Annotated in this window: 19 protein-coding genes; 13 read left to right on the top strand and 6 right to left on the bottom strand. The window is 49.9% G+C overall.

Going from position 1 to position 19,371, the window contains the following annotated elements:
* The first annotated feature begins 123 nt into the window (after window positions 1-123).
* From BW972_RS04645 to glmS, 3 genes are all read left to right on the top strand, one after another.
* Entirely contained in the window at window positions 124-939 is an 816-nt protein-coding gene (locus tag BW972_RS04645; RefSeq protein WP_076421293.1) for a glycogen/starch synthase, read from the top strand.
* Window positions 923-2,302 (top strand): DUF4270 family protein, encoded by a 1,380-nt coding sequence (locus BW972_RS04650; RefSeq protein WP_007658398.1) that lies wholly within the window; start codon window positions 923-925, stop codon window positions 2,300-2,302. Before BW972_RS04645 ends, BW972_RS04650 begins: the two co-directional genes overlap by 17 nt.
* A gap of 94 nt (window positions 2,303-2,396) precedes the next feature.
* Entirely contained in the window at window positions 2,397-4,232 is a 1,836-nt protein-coding gene (gene glmS, locus BW972_RS04655) for a glutamine--fructose-6-phosphate transaminase (isomerizing) (RefSeq protein WP_007658396.1), read from the top strand.
* A 71-nt stretch (window positions 4,233-4,303) separates the two neighbouring features.
* On the opposite strand, the gene BW972_RS04660 is transcribed toward glmS, so the two are convergent.
* On the bottom strand, window positions 4,304-4,987 hold the full coding sequence (locus BW972_RS04660; protein WP_076421294.1) for a 3-hydroxyacyl-CoA dehydrogenase family protein: 684 nt from the start codon (window positions 4,985-4,987) through the stop codon (window positions 4,304-4,306).
* A 49-nt stretch (window positions 4,988-5,036) separates the two neighbouring features.
* Here BW972_RS04660 and BW972_RS04665 point away from each other — a divergent pair, with 49 nt between their 5' ends.
* Window positions 5,037-5,417 carry a RidA family protein gene (locus BW972_RS04665; RefSeq protein ID WP_076421295.1) on the top strand — a complete coding sequence of 127 codons (381 nt, stop codon included), beginning with the start codon at window positions 5,037-5,039 and terminating at the stop codon, window positions 5,415-5,417.
* Between the two features lie 107 nt (window positions 5,418-5,524).
* Window positions 5,525-6,064 carry an RBBP9/YdeN family alpha/beta hydrolase gene (locus tag BW972_RS04670; RefSeq protein WP_076421483.1) on the top strand — a complete coding sequence of 180 codons (540 nt, stop codon included), beginning with the start codon at window positions 5,525-5,527 and terminating at the stop codon, window positions 6,062-6,064.
* On the opposite strand, the gene BW972_RS04675 is transcribed toward BW972_RS04670, so the two are convergent.
* Complete coding sequence (locus BW972_RS04675; RefSeq protein WP_076421296.1) at window positions 6,061-7,083, bottom strand: YihY/virulence factor BrkB family protein; 1,023 nt, start codon at window positions 7,081-7,083, stop codon at window positions 6,061-6,063. The two genes, BW972_RS04670 and BW972_RS04675, sit on opposite strands and share 4 nt — an antisense overlap.
* A 165-nt stretch (window positions 7,084-7,248) precedes the next feature.
* On the opposite strand from BW972_RS04675, the gene gltX reads away from it, so the two are divergent.
* From gltX to BW972_RS04700, 5 genes are all read left to right on the top strand, one after another.
* On the top strand, window positions 7,249-8,790 hold the full coding sequence (gltX, locus tag BW972_RS04680) for a glutamate--tRNA ligase (RefSeq protein ID WP_076421297.1): 1,542 nt from the start codon (window positions 7,249-7,251) through the stop codon (window positions 8,788-8,790).
* A 135-nt stretch (window positions 8,791-8,925) separates the two neighbouring features.
* Window positions 8,926-9,294 (top strand): hypothetical protein, encoded by a 369-nt coding sequence (locus BW972_RS04685; RefSeq protein WP_007658382.1) that lies wholly within the window; start codon window positions 8,926-8,928, stop codon window positions 9,292-9,294.
* A 44-nt stretch (window positions 9,295-9,338) separates the two neighbouring features.
* The gene (locus tag BW972_RS04690) at window positions 9,339-10,106 is read left to right on the top strand and encodes a TIGR00266 family protein (protein WP_076421298.1); all 768 of its coding nucleotides are present in this window, start codon (window positions 9,339-9,341) and stop codon (window positions 10,104-10,106) included.
* 58 nt (window positions 10,107-10,164) lie between these two features.
* Window positions 10,165-10,539: a hypothetical protein gene (locus tag BW972_RS04695; protein ID WP_007658380.1), complete on the top strand. Its 375-nt coding sequence runs from the start codon at window positions 10,165-10,167 to the stop codon at window positions 10,537-10,539.
* Between the two features lie 48 nt (window positions 10,540-10,587).
* A complete protein-coding gene (locus BW972_RS04700) occupies window positions 10,588-10,791 on the top strand; it encodes a hypothetical protein (RefSeq protein ID WP_007658379.1) in 204 nt (67 codons plus the stop codon).
* Window positions 10,792-10,982: 191 nt separating this feature from the next.
* Here the strand turns inward: BW972_RS04700 and BW972_RS04705 are convergent, their stop codons facing one another.
* Both BW972_RS04705 and lptB read right to left on the bottom strand, forming a co-directional pair.
* Window positions 10,983-12,482 (bottom strand): GH3 auxin-responsive promoter family protein, encoded by a 1,500-nt coding sequence (locus BW972_RS04705; protein WP_007658376.1) that lies wholly within the window; start codon window positions 12,480-12,482, stop codon window positions 10,983-10,985.
* A gap of 113 nt (window positions 12,483-12,595) precedes the next feature.
* The gene (lptB, locus tag BW972_RS04710) at window positions 12,596-13,327 is read right to left on the bottom strand and encodes an LPS export ABC transporter ATP-binding protein (RefSeq protein ID WP_007658374.1); all 732 of its coding nucleotides are present in this window, start codon (window positions 13,325-13,327) and stop codon (window positions 12,596-12,598) included.
* Window positions 13,328-13,527: 200 nt separating this feature from the next.
* Here lptB and BW972_RS04715 point away from each other — a divergent pair, with 200 nt between their 5' ends.
* Both BW972_RS04715 and BW972_RS04720 read left to right on the top strand, forming a co-directional pair.
* The gene (locus BW972_RS04715) at window positions 13,528-14,391 is read left to right on the top strand and encodes a glycoside hydrolase family 25 protein (protein ID WP_007658370.1); all 864 of its coding nucleotides are present in this window, start codon (window positions 13,528-13,530) and stop codon (window positions 14,389-14,391) included.
* A gap of 73 nt (window positions 14,392-14,464) precedes the next feature.
* Entirely contained in the window at window positions 14,465-14,749 is a 285-nt protein-coding gene (locus BW972_RS04720; RefSeq protein ID WP_076421299.1) for a hypothetical protein, read from the top strand.
* 51 nt (window positions 14,750-14,800) lie between these two features.
* Here the strand turns inward: BW972_RS04720 and recJ are convergent, their stop codons facing one another.
* Window positions 14,801-16,516 (bottom strand): single-stranded-DNA-specific exonuclease RecJ, encoded by a 1,716-nt coding sequence (recJ, locus tag BW972_RS04725; protein ID WP_076421484.1) that lies wholly within the window; start codon window positions 16,514-16,516, stop codon window positions 14,801-14,803.
* A 269-nt stretch (window positions 16,517-16,785) separates the two neighbouring features.
* Here recJ and BW972_RS04730 point away from each other — a divergent pair, with 269 nt between their 5' ends.
* Complete coding sequence (locus BW972_RS04730) at window positions 16,786-17,406, top strand: hypothetical protein (RefSeq protein WP_076421300.1); 621 nt, start codon at window positions 16,786-16,788, stop codon at window positions 17,404-17,406.
* Window positions 17,407-17,418: 12 nt separating this feature from the next.
* Here BW972_RS04730 and BW972_RS04735 read toward each other — a convergent pair whose 3' ends face one another.
* Complete coding sequence (locus BW972_RS04735; protein WP_234986296.1) at window positions 17,419-19,254, bottom strand: tetratricopeptide repeat protein; 1,836 nt, start codon at window positions 19,252-19,254, stop codon at window positions 17,419-17,421.
* Window positions 19,255-19,371 lie beyond the last annotated feature (117 nt).

Here is a 19,371-nt window from a genome sequence, read left to right on the forward strand (position 1 = left end):
ATGATGCAATTGCTGAAAGCCGGCAAAAGTAGGTTATAGAACATTAAATTGAAAATTAGAATAAAAAATACTAATTTTGCACGTCCCATTACTGTTGCTTATTAAATTTTTAATTACATACTCATGTCTAAATTGCGAATCCTGTACGCCGCCACCGAGATCCTTCCTTTCCTTCAAACCACTAAAGTAGCAGAATTTTTAAACACGCTGCCGCAGAGTATGCAGGAGAGAGGTATGGAGATCCGCATCTTCGTGCCGAAGTTCGGTATAATAAACGAGCGTAAAAACCGTTTGCATGAGGTAGTTCGCCTGTCAGGCATCAACATCGCCGTGGGTGATGACGAGAAGCCGCTTGTTATTAAGGTAGCCTCTATCCCAAATGCCAAGCTGCAGGTATATTTTATCGATAACGAAGACTATTTCCAGCGCAAGTCCGTTTTTGTGGATAAGAACAATAACTTCCACCAGGACAACGACGAGCGTGCCATCTTCTTCTGCAAGGGTGTACTCGAAACAGTGAAGAAACTGGGCTGGCAGCCCGATATCGTGCATTGCAACGACTGGATGACCGGCCTGATTCCAATGTACCTGAAAACTACTTACAAGAAAGACCCGATATTTAAGGATTCGAAGTCTATCTTTACGGTTTACAACCACGAGTACAAGCACAAGTTTAACGGCGACCTGCTCGAGAAAGTAAAAATGCTTGATATCGATGACAGCATGCTGGCCTCTTTGCAGGAAGCGGACCTGGACAGCTTTATCAAGGTTGGCATGGAGTACGCTGACTCTGTGATCAAGACAAATGAGAACTTCGGCGAAAACATCAGCGCCCTGTTCAATGAATTTGTTGAGACAAACAAGAACATCAATACCATCAGTGCCGACGACAACCTGTGTGATTCATACTTCAACCTATATAATGAACTCAGCCGTTAGGAGATTACTCTTATTCTTCTTTTCATTTGCCGCTCTTACAGCCTGCGAAGACCCAAAAGACATCGGACTCGAACTACAGGACGAAAACCTGATAGGTACCGAGTTCACTGACACCCTTACCATCCGGACCGGAACTGTGTTTCAGGGCGACTCGATCCTTTCGTTCCGTTCACAGCCGCCTTTGCTAGGCCAGTATGTAGATCCGGTGCTGGGTAAGGTACGTGCCAGCACAATCACGGAGGTGTCAATCAATGGTACCGGCTTAAACTTCGGCGCAGGTGCCAGAGCAGACTCGCTGGTGCTTACACTTGACTATTCGTTTAAGTATGCGGACACCCTGAAGACGATGCAGGTGAATGTGCATCGTGTGACAGGTGCTTTTGACGAGAGAACCTCTTACTTTACCACAACTCCTTTTGCTTACGACTCTAACCCTGTTGGTTCGAAAGCTTTTCTGCCGCGCATAGATACAGAAAGGGCGGAGAACGTGACGACAAAGAAGACGAGACTGCTGAAGATAAAACTGAGTAGCGAGCTGGCAAACGAGTTTATGGCCCAGTCAGGCCAGGCGGGTTTAGCAGACCAGGCCGGTTTCTCTAACTTTTTCAGAGGTCTTGCATTAACAGTGCCTGAGGGCGAGAATGCAAGTATAGTTGGTCTGACACTGGGTAGCACTAACACGAGCCTGACACTGCACTATACCACAGCCGAAGGCACTGCCAGACAGCATAACTTTTTGCTGGGCGCAGGCAATTACTTTACACAGATATCATCTGACCGAACAGGCACTGCCGTTGCCGAGTTGCAGTCGAATGGTGACTTTGTACCTGCCAGCGAAACAGGCGGGGATTCTTATATACAGGCGGGCACGCAACTGCTAAGCAAGATCACAATCCCTCACCTGGAAAAATTCAAGGATATCCCAGGCACCCTGATCATTAACCGGGCCGAGCTGATCATACCTGTTAAAGCGGCTTCTTCGGAGAACAACCTGCCGAGACCTCCTCAATTGGCTTTGTATGAAACCAACAATGCCAACCAGTTTTTGCGAGATATAACAGGTACTGTACGTGCGGTGCAGCAGGATGGTGTCAATCCACTGGATACCCGAGTGCCAGCTTTGGTGGCTAGTAGCCGCAAAAATGGCGTCGACTATTATACCCTGAATGTGACCAGTTACCTGCAGGGTGTGATGATGGGCCTGAAGCAAAACAATGGACTGATGCTGGGCGCTGTATCGGCTGCTTCGCAGTCAGACGGAACCGTATCTATTCGTCCGGAAACGCGTCCTTACCGTGCCATTGTGACAAATAATGAAGCAAACCCAGTAAGGCTACTGATATACTATTCGAAGCTACAATAGTATCGCGCAAATATTAAGCAGATACTTTATACATTATAAAGAAAAAGGTACCTTTGCAGGTACCTTTATTTTTTTTACTGAAACTTAATACTATATGTGCGGAATTGTAGCGTACGTAGGGCATAGAGATGCTTGCCCTATTGTCCTTAAGGGCTTGAAACGACTTGAATACAGAGGCTATGACAGCGCAGGAATAGCCCTGATGAACGGAGGCCTGAACGTCTTCAAAAGAAAAGGCAAGGTAAGCGACCTTGAAGAGTTTATTGCAGATAAAGATGTGCATGGCAACATCGGCATGGGCCATACCCGCTGGGCTACCCACGGTGAACCAAACGATGTCAATGCACACCCTCACTACTCTAGCTCCAAGAACATTGCCATCATCCACAACGGCATCATCGAGAACTACGCCTCCCTGAAGCAGCTCCTGATCCAAAAAGGCCATACCTTCCAGTCAGAGACTGACTCAGAGGTATTCATCAACCTGATTGAAGACATCAAGCAGAACAGCAACTGCTCACTGGCTGAGGCGGTTCGCCTGGCCCTGCACGAAGTGGTAGGAGCTTATGCTATTGTGGTGCTCTCTAAGGAAGACCAGAACCAACTCATCGCTGCCCGTAAGGGTAGTCCGCTGGTAGTAGGTATAGGCGAAGGCGAATACTTCCTTGCTTCTGACGCTACCCCAATCATTGAGTATACCAACGACGTGGTGTATGTGAACGACTACGAACTGGTAGTGATCAAAAACGGTGAGTTGGAGATCCGTACCAAAGAGGACGTGGTGCAAACGCCTTACGTTCAACGCCTAGAAATGGCGCTGGAGTCGATCGAGAAAGGCGGCTACCCACACTTCATGCTGAAAGAGATATTTGAGCAACCTCGCTCTATCCTCGACAGCATGCGCGGCCGTATGATCGCGGAGAGTAATCACCTGATGATGGGTGGCATCCGTGAGTTTGAGAACAAATTTGTGAATGCGGACCGTATCCTGATCGTAGCTTGCGGTACGTCGTGGCATGCCGGTCTGGTGGCCGAGTACCTGATCGAAGACCTGGCACGCATACCTGTGGAAGTGGAGTACGCTTCAGAATTCCGTTACCGCAACCCAATCATCAGTGAGCGTGATATTGTGGTGGCGATTTCGCAGTCTGGTGAAACAGCTGACACACTGGCCGCACTGGAGCTGGCCAAGTCAAAAGGTGCTACGATTTTTGGTATCTGCAACGTGGTAGGTTCTTCTATCGCCCGTGCCACGGATGCGGGTGCTTATACCCACGCTGGTCCTGAGATCGGTGTTGCCTCCACAAAGGCCTTTACCGCTCAAGTAACGGTGCTTTCGCTAATTGCCATGATTATTGGCAGCAAGCGTGGCACGCTGGAAACAACCAAACTGCACCAGTTAATGGTGGAGCTGGAGAGCATTCCGGCCAAAGTAGAGAAAGCCCTGGAGCTAAACGACCAGATCATCAAGATTTCGGAGCAGTACAAGGACGCTACGAACTTCCTATACCTGGGTCGTGGCTATAACTTCCCGGTTGCACTGGAAGGCGCCCTGAAGCTGAAAGAGATCTCTTACATCCACGCCGAAGGCTACCCTGCCGCTGAGATGAAGCACGGCCCGATCGCCTTGATCGACGAGCAGATGCCGGTGGTGGTAATTGCTACTAAGGACAGCTCTTACGAGAAGATCGTGTCGAACATACAGGAGGTGAAGGCCCGTAAAGGCAAGATCATCGCTGTTGTAACGGAAGGCGACACGACTATACCTGCCATGGCGGATCACGTGATTGAAATTCCGGAAACAAGCGAGCACCTGGTGCCGTTGCTGTCGGTAATTCCGCTGCAGTTGCTGTCTTACCACATTGCGGTAATGCGCGGCTGTAACGTAGACCAGCCTCGTAATCTGGCGAAGTCTGTGACAGTGGAGTAATCGATTAATAGTTATAAAAAAGGGCCAGCGACTAATCAGTTGCTGGCCCTTTTGCTTTATTATGAACTATCTTAGAGGCTAAACTTCTCCCCTCTCAGATACTTTGTCTTGAGCAGCGGGCAAATCTTGTAGCGCTCTTCTCTGGTGTCTTCGTACATCGCCTCCAACACCTGGTATACATTGTCTATACCTATCGCATTCGCCCATTCAAATGGTCCGTGCGGATAGTTGGTACCCAGTTTCATACCCAAATCGATATCCTGAATAGAGGCAGTGCCTTCCTGCAAGGTATAGCAGGCTTCGTTAATGATCATGCACAGGATGCGCGGTGTAGCCATGCCTGCACGGTCTTCTACTAACTGATACTCCGTGCCGAGCTGTTCGCATACCTGTTTCAGTTTCTCAGTGTCCTCCTGCTCATATAGGCTTACCTCCAGCACCGGGCGGTTAAGGAGGGTTGGCAGTCCATTGAAACCGAATAAGGTGCAGATCCTTTCTAAACCTGATTCACGCACCAGCGAAGCTAGCTGCTTCGTCACGGCCTGACAGAACACGATTTGACCTGGGCCATAATCGCTCAGGCGCTCCGGCTCTTGGTGCAGCAGGAAGTCAAAAACAACATCGCCAGGCTTGAGCTGATCATCGGTCAGGTGGCGGCTATGCAGAAAGGTATAGGTATTGCCGTTGCCTCCTTCCGGAAATTTCTGTTTAAACTCAGCGGCCATTTCATCGCCAGACAAAACAAGTATGTGCATATTTCTGTACTTTTGATGGGTAAAGATACACATTAAAACTAATCGGACTATGAACCATACCATTATCAAGTCGGCCAATGCGCCAGCCGCTATCGGCCCTTACAGCCAGGCAACACTTCACAACGGGATTATGTACGTTTCGGGCCAAATCCCACTGGATCCGCAAAGCGGTGAGCTGGTGAGCGGCACTATTGAGGAGGAAACGCACCAGGTGATGAAAAACCTATCCGCCATTCTGCAAGAGGCAGGCATGGGCTTCGACAACGTGCTCAAGTGCTCCATCTTCGTGAAAGACCTGGGCAATTTCGCCAAAATAAACGAGGTATACGGCAGCTACTTCAGCTCCAACCCACCTGCTCGTGAGACGGTAGAGGTAAGCCGCCTGCCGAAGGATGTGAATGTAGAGATTTCGTGTATTGCTGCCTTATAGAACGCTTTAGCTAATAGGCTTATACCTCCAGCCCAATTTTTACAATGGGGCTGGAGGTTTCGTTTTTATACCTTCCGCTTCTCAGCGGGCTAAACACAAAGAGCAACATGAACATAAACATCCCCGGCCTGCACAATTCTGACGAAAACCATTGGCAGACGATATGGGAAAATGACCACCCTTCTAAATTTTACAGGGTAATACAATCAGACTGGGAAAAGCCTGACTGCGTGGAATGGATAAGTAAAATGGAAGAAGAGTTAAAGCAATTCGACTATAAACAGTTAATTCTAATTGGCCACAGTGTCGGCTGTGTGACCATTATCAAGTGGTTTGAGATGTATGGACACGCCATAAAAGGGGCCCTGTTTGTGGCACCGAGCGATGTGGACAGCCCCGGCTACCCTTCCTATATAACAGGGTTTAACCCGATGCCTGCAAGCAAATTACCTTTTCCCACTATTGTGGTAGCAAGCACAGATGATCATGTAGTAGACTTTGAAAGGGCGCAGCTATTTGCCAGGAACTGGGGAAGCGAGTTAGTAACGCTTAAGGAAGCCGGGCACATCGAAAGTAAATCCGGGTTTGGCAAATGGGACTTTGGGCTGGAACTTATCGACAGACTTAAGCAGATGAAAGTTGCTTAAATTCCCTCCCCCGCAGACTTGTCTTTTTTATCCGACTCAGCCGCTTCTTTCGCTTCCTCTTCCCCATAAATGTCCTTCGTAAACTTACCTGGCTCAGCATTCACGGCCGTGTGGCCTACTTCTATTTCCTGCCGGATGAAGCGCACGGCATACTCAGCTGGGTAAATATTGAAGCCATACTTGCGGGAGTACACAAACGTGAACACAGCCCCGAAGAAGATGATCTGGGAGGTATAGAACACCCACAGTAGGATTACGATAACCGAACCCGCCGCCCCGTAAATGGAGGTGATATTGCTCGTGCCAAGGTATAGCCCGATGATTTCGCGACCAATGGCAAACAGCAAGGAGGTAACCAGCGCCCCTACCCATACATCGCGCCACCTTATTTTGGCATCGGGCAGAAAGCGGTAGATACAGCCGAACATAAAGGTCATGAGCAGGAAGCCCGACACCAAATTGACGCCCCGCAGCACGTATACAAACCAGCCTGCAAGCCTCGCCGCCAGAAAATCGCCGATGGCCACCAGTATGGTATTGGCTAATAGCGATACGATGAGCAGGATCGCAATAGCCAGAATCATGGCGAAGGATAGGAAGCGGTCAAGGATCAGCTTGACGTAGCCGCGCTTGGGGGCTGGTCGCACATACCATACTTCGTTGAGCGAGTCCTGCAGCGAAACAAACACGCCCGTGGCCGCTATGAAAAGAGTGACAACGATAACAACAGTAGCGAGGTTGAAATCGGTGATGTCGTTGATACTCTCTACCATACGCTGCACCGCAAAAGCCGCCTCCGAGCCAACCATCTCCCTGATCTGATAGTAAATTTCCCCTGAAACAGCCTGTTCACCAAAGAAGTATCCGGTGGCATTAATGATGATCAGCAGGATAGGCGGCAACGCAAAGATGGTGTAATAAGCCAGTGCAGCCCCCTTCTGGAAGGAGTTGTTCTCGATAAACTCAAGGCTGGTTTCCTTGAGCAGGCACCAGATATTTTTGAGCGTTTGGCGGGGCATGGAGTCGTGTTTGGCCTTGTCTTAAACTGATACGCAAATCAAATGTTATGTTTGTGCAGGCTCCTATCAAAGCTACAGGGCAGAGAAAGCAACACTTTACCGAAACGAGAATTTATTTTGTACCTTTGTGGCATCATTTGCAATGCCTTTTTGAAATAACCATACATGGAAAGAGAAGTTAGAGTACGCTTTGCCCCGAGCCCGACAGGGCCTCTCCATATCGGCGGTGTTCGCACGGCCCTTTACAACTTTTTGCTGGCCAAGAAAACCGGCGGCAAAATGATCCTGCGCATCGAGGACACAGACCAGAACCGTTTTGTGCCCGGTGCCGAAGATTACATCCGCGAGTCACTGGAGTGGTGCGGCATTGAGCTGGACGAGAGCCCATGGGTCGGTGGCCCTTACGCGCCTTACCGCCAGTCAGAGCGCAAGCCGATGTACATGCAGTATGCCATGCAGCTGATCGAGAGCGGACACGCTTACTACGCTTTCGACACGGCCGAGGAGCTGGAGGAAATGCGCGAGCGTCTGAAGGCTGCCAAGGTAGCCACGCCACAGTACAACGCCATCACCCGCATGACGATGAAAAACTCGCTCACGTTGCCGGAAGATGAAGTAAAGCGCCGTCTGGAGTCAGGCGACCCGTATGTGATCCGTCTGAAAGTGCCACGCAAAGAGGAAGTTCGCTTAAAAGACCTGATCCGCGGTTGGGTAATGGTACATTCTTCTGCCATCGACGATAAAGTACTGATGAAGTCGGACGGAATGCCAACTTACCACCTGGCTAACATTGTGGATGATCACCTGATGCAGATCACGCATGTGATCCGTGGCGAGGAGTGGTTGCCATCGGCGCCGCTGCACGTGCTGCTATACCGCTACCTGGGTTGGGAAGACACTATGCCGGAGTTCGCGCACCTGCCGCTTTTGCTAAAGCCCGATGGCAACGGCAAGCTGAGCAAGCGCGACGGTGACAAGCTGGGCTTCCCGGTATTCCCGCTGCGTTGGGAAGATCCTTTCTCAGGCGAAATCTCCTCTGGCTACCGTGAGGCAGGCTATATTCCGGAAGCGTTCATTAACTTCCTTGCCTTCCTGGGCTGGAACCCGGGTACGCAGCAGGAGATCTTCTCTATGGAGGAGCTGGCAAATGAATTCACGATCGAGCGTATTGGCAAGTCCGGTACCCGCTTCGATATACAGAAAGCACGCTGGTTCAACGAGCAGTACCTGCGCGCCAAACCAGACGCAGAACTGGCAGGTTACCTGTTGATGGCACTGGAAGAGCATGGCATCACTTGCTCGTCTGAGAAGGCTGAGAAGATCGCCGGCCTGATGAAGGAGCGTGTAAGCTTCCCGCAGGAGTTCTGGCGCGAGGCCGCTTATTTCTTCGTAGCTCCGACTGAGTACAGCGAGAAAGTGGCTTCCAAGAAGTGGAACAGCCAGGCAGTAGCCGTTTTCACCGACTTCCGCAACGAACTCTCTACACTGAGCGACTTCAACGCCGATACGGTGAAGGATTTGCTGGTAAGCATTCTGGAGCGCCACGGCATGAAGATCGGCATGGTGATGCAGGCGCTTCGTCTGGCCGTGACCGGTGCAGAGGCTGGTCCTGACCTGATGCAGATCATTGAGGTGATTGGCCGCGAGGAAACTCAGAACCGCATCGACGCTGCCATTAGCGCATTGAGCCATTACGCAACAGCTTAGGCTATACCTTATACCTGTACAAGGGCGGCTATTCCGAAAGGAGTAGCCGCTTTTTTTATACCTGTCCGCTATACCTGCCTGTAACTATTTGTCCGTTTCGCCTTATACTTCAGTGAGAACAATAAGGACCAGACCATGGCTAAGAATAAAAAAGAGAACAAAAGCTCCAAGAAGAAAACGCGGGTGCACAAAGACCTCGAGGGTTTCGAGATCAAGGTGAACCAGCAGGGCGAGATCATGTCGAACTACTCTATCGACCAGATCAATGAATTCCTCAACAAGAATGTGGAGGACAAAAAACTGGTAAAGCGGGATGCTGCTGAGAAAGCAAAAAAAGAGGAAGAAGAGTTTCATATAGAGGAGGGTGAGGAAGTAGAGGAAACCGACGAGGATTTCGTGAAAGGCACCAGCTCCGTTTCGGACGACGAGGATGACAAAGACCTGCCGAAGGCCCGTAGAAAAAAAGGTCGTGGTGATGAGGACGAGGACGATGAAGAGGATTAGATATTTTACTATCTTGTCTATCTGAACATCAAGTCCTAAAAACTATGAGAAACGCACACGAAATCGACTTTCGCATTTTCGGTAACGACATACAGGTACTCGAGATCGAGCTTGATCCCAACGAAACGGTGATTGCCGAGGCCGGCGCCATGGTATACATGGAAGAGGGCATCGACTTCCAGACCAAAATGGGAGATGGATCCAACCCCAGCCAGGGCTTTCTGGGCAAACTGGTTTCAGCAGGCAGTCGCCTGATCACGGGTGAGTCGCTGTTTATGACGCACTTTACGCACCGTGGCTATGGTAAGAGTCGGGTCGCTTTTTCAGCTCCCTACCCCGGCACTATTCTGCCTCTTGATCTGCAGCAGTTCAATGGTAACACACTTATCGCACAGAAAGACGCCTTCCTGGCTGCGGCATTGGGTACAAAACTCGCGATGCATTTCAATCAAAAGCTGGGTTCCGGCCTGTTTGGTGGCGAGGGTTTTATCCTACAGAAGATATCCGGTGACGGACTTGCCTTCCTGCATGCAGGTGGTACCATCGTAGAGAAAGAGCTCAACAACGAAACCCTGCGTGTCGACACAGGCTGCGTAGTGGCTTTTGAGCAAGGTATAGACTTCAGCATTCAGCGGGCCGGCGGCCTCAAGTCCATGATCTTCGGTGGTGAGGGTATCTTTCTGGCCACCCTACGCGGCACTGGTCGAGTATGGTTGCAGTCTATGCCTGTAAAGAAACTGATCGAAGCACTGATGCCACACGGTGAGAACGCCAAGAAAGAAGGCGGATTTATGAGTAGTTTCCTGGAGTAATTGATAATCAATTAGCCGTATTTAAGTAAATAAGTATCCACCTGAAGCCTCTCTATAAATGGAAGGACATGCTCAACCCAAAAGTTATGGCAGTCAGGTACTACCATACATCTACTTCATCGGATTAGCCAGCTTTTGGTTATTTGGAGACTTAGTTGCGATGCAAAAATTTAGTTTTGTCGCTTTGGGCGTTATAGTCGCTCTCACTATTCAAGCAGTATTGCAGCATAAAGTGGTAGGAGCTAGTTTGGGCATAATGGCCATAGCAATCAGTTTAATAGCTTTTCTGGCCACCTTGTCTGAATTCAGTGATTTCGAAGTAGTCAATCAAAGTGCTATACAGCTGATAGCCGTTGGTTCGGTGCTCTCACTTAGTGGGCTTGTAATGGGGGGTATGTTGACAATAACGAATATCAGAAGGTTGGCAATTTAAATATTAGATTTACTAGTGCATAGCTATCTTTAACCATAAATCTGAAGAATGACTTTAGAAATAAAGAATACCTGGAACGGCCTTAACCGTGTTCTGACCATTATCAACCTCGTTCTGTTAATGGTACTAACAGCGCAGGGCTTTGATTACAAAAAAGTGAAAGGCAAAACGGTACCTGTGTATCTCAATGTTGCGCTCCTGTTAGTCCTGGGTTTCGCAGTATCCGCAACGATTTACGGCTTATTCAGATAGTTGCTATACCTGAGGTATAGTTTAAAAGCAAAAATGCCCGGCAGGTATAAACTGTCGGGCATTTTTATTGTCATTTCGACTACTCTTTAGGCGCGAGCCGAAGAGAGTCAGCGTAGTTGTGAGAAATCTGGAGGGATATTCATTACTATTCACTTCAGATTTCTCACTAGCGTTCGAAATGACAGCTTTGTTTAATTCTTTACTCTTGCCAGCCCACTTACTTCCATTATCTCCTCCAAATACTCACGGGTATTGCTCAGTCTCGGCACTTTGTGCTGGCCACCAAGTTTACCTTTTTTGCTGAGCCAGTTCATGAAGGTGCCTTTTGGGGCGGCGTGTACGATAGGTTCCTGCAGGGCGATGTCGTTTTGGCGCTTGGCGTCATAGTCGGAATTGATTTCGCGCAGGGCCTGGTCAAGCACTTGGGTGAAGTGGGGCAGACTATCCGGTTCTTTCTCAAACTCAATCAGCCATTCGTGGCCGCCACGCTTGCCGCTCTGCATGTATACAGGTGCGGCTGTGAAGTTCGAGATAATGGCGCCAGTGGCTTCGCAGGCCTTCGTAATGGCCACTTCAGCATTCTCCACGATCACTTCTTCGCCAAAGGCGTTGATGAAGTGCTTTGTGCGGCCTGATATCTTGATGCGGTATGGGCTCAGATTCGTGAAGCGTATAGTATCGCCAATCTTATAGCGCCACAGACCGGCGTTGGTCGAGATAACAATAGCATAGTTCTTACCCAGTTCTACCTGATCCAACGTCAGTGTTTTGGGGTTTTCCTCCTCGAACTGGTCCATCGGGATGAACTCGTAGTACACGCCATAGTCCAGCATCAGCAACATCTCGTCTTCGGTGTCACGCTGGTCCTGTATACCAAAGAAGCCTTCGGAGGCATTGTATACCTCCAGGTAGTGCATCTGAGCGGAAGGGATGATCTCTCTGAACAGCTGACGGTATGGCCCAAATGCCACAGCACCGTGTGTGAAGAGCTCCAGATTCGGCCATACCTCCAGGATGTTCTTTTTGCCAGTAACCTCGAGTATGCGCTTCAGGAGCACATAAGTCCACGTCGGCACACCGCTCAGGCTGGTTACGTTCTCCGGCACGGTTACTTCCACCATCTTCTCGATCTTCTCCTCCCACTTGTCCATCAGGGCTACTTTGAGCGGCGGCGTGCGCATGGCCTCTGCCCAGATCGGCAGGTTCTGCATAATCACAGCCGACACGTCACCGCAGGATGTCTTGGCGTTGAATTCGTTGGGGTGGTGGCTGCCGCCAATAGAGAGGCCTTTGCCTGTGAAAAGCTTGGTGTTAGGGTAATTGTTGACGTAGAGCGAGAGCATGTCTTTACCGCCCTTGTAGTGGCAGTCTTCCAGCGACTCCGGGCTGACAGGTATAAACTTGCTGCGGGCATTGGTGGTGCCCGACGACTTGGCGAACCACTCAATCTTGCTCGGCCACAGGATATTCTGTTCCCCTTTCATCACCCGCTCTATGTAAGGGTACAGGTCTTCGTAAGTAGCAATCGGCACCCGCTCCTGAAAGGTCTTCACCGACTTCATATCGCCGAAGCCATACTTCTTGCCAAACTCCGTGTTCTTCGCCGTGCTGATCAGGTCCTGAAACAGTTCGTTCTGCACTTCATGTGGGTATTTCCGAAACAGATCAATGTCATGAATCCGCTTCTTCATCACCCACGTCACGATTGAGTTTATGATTTCCAAAGGCTGATGGCTAAATTGTTAAACTGCTTTTCCTATCACTAAACTTGCAAACATTAGCCTTGTAATATACCTAATGTAGACTAAATCTTGCGTTTTAATTCAAAATGTTTGCCCAGGTATACGCGGCGTACCTGCTCGTCGGCAGCCAGTTCTTCAGCGGTGCCTGACTTCAGGATTTTACCCTCGAAGAGTAGGTAGGCGCGGTCGGTGATGGAAAGGGTTTCGTTTACGTTGTGGTCGGTAATCAGGATACCGATATTTTTGCTCTTAAGCTTGGCTACGATACTCTGGATTTCTTCTACCGCAATTGGGTCTACGCCGGCGAAGGGCTCATCGAGTAACACGAATTTAGGGTCTACGGCCAGGGCGCGGGCGATTTCGGTGCGGCGGCGTTCACCGCCTGACAATACGATACCTTTGTTTTTGCGCACGTGTGTCAGCGAGAACTCTTCCAGCAATTCCTCTACCTTCTCCAGTTGCTCTTTCTTAGGACGATTGGTCATCTCCAGTGGGGCCAGGATATTCTCCTCTACTGTCAGTTGCCGGAACACCGAGGCTTCCTGCGCCAGGTAGCCCACGCCACGTTTGGCCCGTTGATACATGGGCAGGTCCGTGATATCCTCTTTGTCGAGGAATATGCGGCCCTCGTTCGGCTTTACCAGGCCCACGATCATGTAAAACGAAGTAGTTTTACCGGCACCGTTTGGCCCCAGCAAACCCACAATCTCACCTTGGTTCACTTCCACGCTCACGTCGTTCACGACCATGCGCGACTTATATTTTTTAAATAAATGTTCGGCTCTTAATATCATCGGGCTAATTTAAGCATTCTTGACCCGTCCTGCAATGCAGTAATCCTGCCAAGTTTTATACATGTCCAGAGCAGGTATAACAGCAGATACACTTTCCGATATATTCAAAAAATCAAATTTTATAAATGAAATTATTCCGGGTGCACTGTTGTTAGTGTCGCGTCTTCTTATTAGTTTGGAATTCCGATTAACCAGCCTTTATGATGTTTTCTTTACTTTACCTGGCCGCCCACAAGATGGCTTATTCTGGCTTATTACTCTCGTTGCTGTTTACCGGTATTCCTTCTGGAAATTCCGATAATACAAAAAACAACGGTGCCACAGCCAAAAGCACAGGGGCTACCACTAAAACCACGCTGATCACCTCTTCAAGCCTCAAGGGTATAGACGTGTCGAAGTGGCAGAAAGAGGTCGACTGGGACCAGGTGCGGGACGCAGGCGTGTCGTTTGCATTTGTAAAGGCAACACAGGACGATTACAGGCTGGACCCTTACTTTGCCCGCAACTGGGAAGAAACAAAGCGTGTGGGCATCAAACGAGGTGCTTATCATTTCTTTATACCTGCCGCTCCGGTGCAGGGCCAGATCGAGATGTTCATCAACACAGTGGAGCTGCACGAAGGCGACCTGCCTCCTGTACTGGATGTGGAAGTAATTGAGAAGCACACTTCTCCCGCCGACATGCGAAAAAACATGCGCATCTGGCTTGAGGCCGTTACAGCGCACTATGGTGTAAAACCCATCATCTATACCAATCAGAATTTTTACCGCCGCTGGCTGCAGGGTCATTTCAAGGACTATCATTTCTGGATTGCCCGATACAATACTATTGAGCCCGACATTCACCACGAAGACAAGTGGCTTTTCTGGCAGTACACCGACACAGGCAAGCTGGCAGGTATAAATGCTGCTATTGATCTTAACTACTTTGCAGGCGATATGAACAGCCTGAACCTGATGTGCGTACCTCCTAAACTGACGCCATACCCCGAAAAGGTGATTTTGGCCGAGCTTGAGCAACTGCCTGCCGTCAAGCTTCTGGCAAACAACATCGATGAACCGTAACATATAAAACGGGCGCTGCCATAACACTGCCGTGCCCGTTTTTAGTTTTATAGGTCTTTTGTAACTGGAGTTAATGAAAACAGGAATCTCTTCTGTATTGATTGGCGTGATTGGGCTGGTCCTGATTACCTATTTCTACTATCAGGCTGAAGAGAGCCAGGTGGACCTAGGTGATGTACAGCACACTGTGACAAGCTACCCTCTGAGCTTCCCTATGGCAATGTCGCTGTTTGCAGTGGAAGCAATAGGCCTTATACTTGGCTATTTCGCTTTCAGGCGCCGATATGTCAAGCTGGGGTTATCAGGTATAGGGCTGTGCGCGCTTTGTCTGATCCTTCTATATGGGTACGCATTTTAGAGTCAGGTTAAACCTCTCTTTATACCTGAGACAGGCACGAATCTCTCCTTACTACTTCAACATCCGGATGTCCTTGATGCGCAGCTGCAGCGTCACATTTCCCCTGAACTCGTTTTCTTCTATGGTATAGCACACATCAAAGGGTATACCTTTCGAGATGAATTTGAAATAGTCGCCAAAGCCGAAGCCGATGGCATCGATGTCGTAGAAACCGTCCTGCGTCAGGCGCAGTTTCAGGTGGCTGTCGCCAACCACACGCACCGCGCCTGTATCGTACACACATTCCGACACAAATACCGGCTTCATGTTGCCCGGGCCAAAGGGCTCCATCTGCTTCACTATGTTGTAGAAGTTCTGGGTGATCTGATTGAGTCTGATCTTCGCATCTACTTCTATCTGCGGAATTTTTTGGTCTTCGGTAATGGTGCGGGACACAACCTCCTCAAAGCGCTGTCTGAAGGCTGGCACATTCTCTACAGGCAATGTAAGGCCTGCTGCATACATGTGACCACCGAACTGGTCAAGCAGGTCTGAGCAGCTCTCAATGGCGTCGTGCACGTTGAAACCATGCACCGAACGGGCCGAGCCAGAAGCCTTGCCATTAGATTGCGTCAGGATGATCGTAGGGCGGTAGTAGTGATCGATGCAGCGCGAAGCCACAATTCCGATCACACCTTTGTGCCAGTTTTCCTTGTAGAGTACCGTAGAATTCGCATTGCGCAGAAAGTCGTCCTCGGCGATCATCTGCAGCGCTTCCTTGGTGATGTTCGAGTCCTTGTCGCGGCGCTCTTTGTTGGATTCGTTGATGATGTCGGCCATCTCGAAGGCTTCTGCCTTGGTCTGGGCCAGTAGCATCCGCACAGAGCGCTTCGCATCGCCCATACGCCCTGCTGCATTGATGCGGGGCGCAAAGCCGAACACGACACTGGTAATATCCATCTCGCCGGTTATACCTGCCAGTTCCTTGAGTGCCTCAAGGCCCGGACGCAGGGGGCCTGGTCCGTTGATCAGCTGCAGACCAAAGTAAGCCAGGATGCGGTTTTCACCCGTAATCGGCACAATGTCGGCCGCTATACTCACCACCAGCAGGTCGAGCAGCTTAAAAGCCTCTTCCTGCGGTATACCTTGCTGAAAGCAAAAAGCCTGGATCAGTTTAAAGCCAACGCCACAGCCTGAGAGTTCTTTGTAAGGGTATGGGCAGTCAATCTGTTTCGGATCCAGTACGGCCACTGCCTGCGGGATATCCTCGTCGGGCAGGTGGTGGTCGCAGATGATGAAATCTATACCTAATGAACTGGCATAAGCTACCTTGTCTGCCGATTTAATGCCGCAGTCGAGACTGATGATAAGCGAAAAGCCCTGCTCAGCGGCATAGTCTATACCTTGCGTGGATACGCCGTAACCTTCTTTATACCTGTCGGGGATGTAATATTCGAGTTGGCCGGGTTGGGTAAGTGAATGCAGAAAGCTGTACATAAGCGCCACAGAGGTGGTGCCGTCTACGTCGTAGTCGCCGTAAACCAGTATGCGCTCGGAGCGATGCAGTGCCTCAACTATCCGGTCGACGGCAAGCTGCATGTCCTTCATCAGGAAAGGGTCGTGCAGGTCGAGCAGGCTGGGGCGGAAAAAGGCTTTCGCTTCCTCGAATGTACAGATAGAGCGCTGGCACAGTACATCGGCCAGTGTGGTGCTGATCCGGAGCGCTTCGGCCAGTTGATTAATCACCTCCGGCGCTACGCTTTTATTGTATACCCACCTTTTCTCCATATGCTGCTTCACAAATAAACCCGAAGCAAAGGTAATCAATTTACGCAGGATTTGGACCCGCCGCCGCCCACCACACAGCACCTTTCCGCTATTTTTTGTAATTTGCAGCTTCACAATACGCCTGATCATGAAACAACTCAGAGAAATTTTTGAGAAGTATAAGAACTACTCGCTGGACCTGATCATGTATGGATTTTTCCTCATCTTCATCCTGATCCTGTTCCTTTTCTTTTCTTAGCATTTATACTTCCCACCAAGTATTTCATAGCATGAACCGTAGACTCTGGCTGATCGTAATCCTTACCTGCTTGCTGACTGTTCTGCTAACAAATCTTCCTTTTCTGCCGGGACCTGCTATCCTGAATTATCCTGCTCAGTTATTTTTTTCGCTGGGTATGCTTGCTGGCATTCTCGGCTTTCTGCTGATCCCTATTGGTCTTGTATGGACAGTGTGGACTTTTATAAAACACCCAGAACCACGCCTGTTCAAGGCTTTCGCTATTCTATGCTGGGCTTTGCCCGCTACTGCTTTGGTTTCTACTACCTGGCTTGCCAATCACACACGCGATATAAGTCGCAACCTGGCTATGACCAATGCCTCAGTGCTAATCGAACAGGTAGAAAAGCACTATCATGAACAAGGTGCCTATCCGGAAACGCTGGAAGAGCTAACGATACCTCAGCCCTCTTCATGGGTGATAGGTATTCCGGCTTACGATTACTCTAAAACCGACCATGCCTATACCTTGTCCTTCACACAGAATGTAATCCTTGGCTTCAACTTTGAAGTGGTTGTATACGATCCTTCGGGTTCACATAAGGCGGAGGGGGAATTAACCACCTTGTACGACACCGGCCTTGATAACTGGAAGTACTACGTTTACGACTGAGTCCTATACCTGTCAGTTTGCAATAGGCGCATCGCCGCGCAGCTTCCGGAAACGCTTACGGGCCTCAGCCACATAAATGCTGCCCTGGTGCTTCACCAGAAATTCATTGTATAGCTCCTGTGCCTTCTGCGTGTCTTTCAGGTTCTCTTCGTAGATGTAGGCCATTTTGTACAGAGCGTCATCACTCAGAATATCGGCGGGAGCATTGACTACTTTCTCCAGACTGGCAATGGCTTTGTCAAACGCACCGGTGCGCTCGTAGATGCTGGCTTTGCGGAAGTAAATCTCATCTGTCAGGCTATGCCCCGGGAACTTCTGCAGCATGGCATTCAATCTGTTTTGCGCCTCGTCCAGCTTGTTTTGGAAAACGAGCAGTTCGATTGCCGCATATTCTTCCATAGCCACAGTAGAGGTGTCCAGCCCCGTGTTGTCGGTGATCAGCAGGCTCAGGTCCATGGCGTCGTTGGCTATCTCGCGGCTGGTAGCCAGCTTCAGGATGTCGAGGTGAGCCTGTGCCAGCTCGAAGTCGCCTTTGTAGTAGTTAAGCCGGGCGTTGCGCAGCTTCGCCTCATGCCCGATCGGCGTCTCCTTGTGCGATTTCTCTACCTGCGAGTACAGCAAGGTCGACTCCCAGGGCTCTCCTTTCAGCAGGTATATATCGCCCAGCGTGAGTTTGCTCTCAGCCACAAAATCGGGCTTGGCGCGGGGAGTTGCAACAGCCTCCTGCAACAACTCGATGGCTTTGTCCTTTTCATCCAAATGAAAGGCATACAGATTAGCCATGTGCTGCAACACCTCTACCGTTTGGGCATTGCGCCCCACTTCAGCCAGCAGCGCTTCGTAGTCTGATATCAGCGCCCTGATCTTGTCCAGGTCAACCGGGAAAGTATTTTCTACCTGCTCTTCACGGGCATTTATCAGCCGCTGCCTTGCGATTAGGTAGTAGGGACCATCCGGATATTCTTTGATGATGTACTCATAGGCTTCAATGGCGCCCTGGTAGTCATTGTTGCGGGCACTGATTGCACCCAGCTCCATCACTCGTGTACCGCCGCTGCGGGTGCGCTTGTCTACAGAACGGGCCTGCAGCAAAGCACTGTAGAAGTCACGTCGCTGAATGTAGAGCCAGATCAGCAGTTCGTTGTAAGCCAGCAAATCGGGGTTTTGCTGCACCCGGGTAATCAGCTCTTTCTCCAGTGCATCAAAGGCCTTCTCGTCCTGCATGCTATTCTGCAGCATATTCTGCACATAGATCAGATCACTTTCGTTTTCCTGCAGCAGGTTAAGCGCCTCTCCAATCAGATTCTCGTGCTTCTGCCGGAAAGTATAGAGCGCTATAAGAGAGCGGTTGTGCTCGTATGGATTCTTACTTAATTCACGGCCACGCAGGTAGGCTCTCTCAGCGTAGTCAAACAGCTCGTGCTGCACAAAAACGCTGGCTGCGGCTATTACCTCCTCCTGCTTCAGCTGGGCAATCAGTTTGTCGAAGTGCTTCTCCGCTCCTGCTTTGTCACCAGCGGCCTGGTATACGATGCCTAAGTCGATGTTGTAGTTCACCTGCCCCGGGTAGCGCTTGATGGTGCGTTTCACCAGTTTCTCAGCTTCTTTGTGGTTGTTCTGCGCCAGCAGGGTTTTCAGGTAGTCGGGGTATACCGTGTGGAACAGGCGTTCGTCGTTGATCAGCTTGCTGTAGATGGTCTCGGCTTTCTGGTACTCCCCTTTGCTGAGGTACTCGCGTGCCAGTGCCAGCTCCTGGTTCTGCGCCATAGAAAAGGGCACTGCCAGCACCATGAACAGGAGCACAAACAGCAGGCGCGACAAATAGGTATGAACAGGTATAAGCATCATCTATTACAACGTGTGTACAGGCTTTTTGATATGGACTTGTCTCCTGAAAATGAAGATAGCCAATAATTTTCGTTTGGCCATAAACAGAAAAGGGCCGCTCCAGTCGGAACAGCCCTT

It is taken from the genome of Pontibacter lucknowensis, assembly GCF_900156415.1.
Taxonomy (GTDB): domain Bacteria; phylum Bacteroidota; class Bacteroidia; order Cytophagales; family Hymenobacteraceae; genus Pontibacter; species Pontibacter lucknowensis.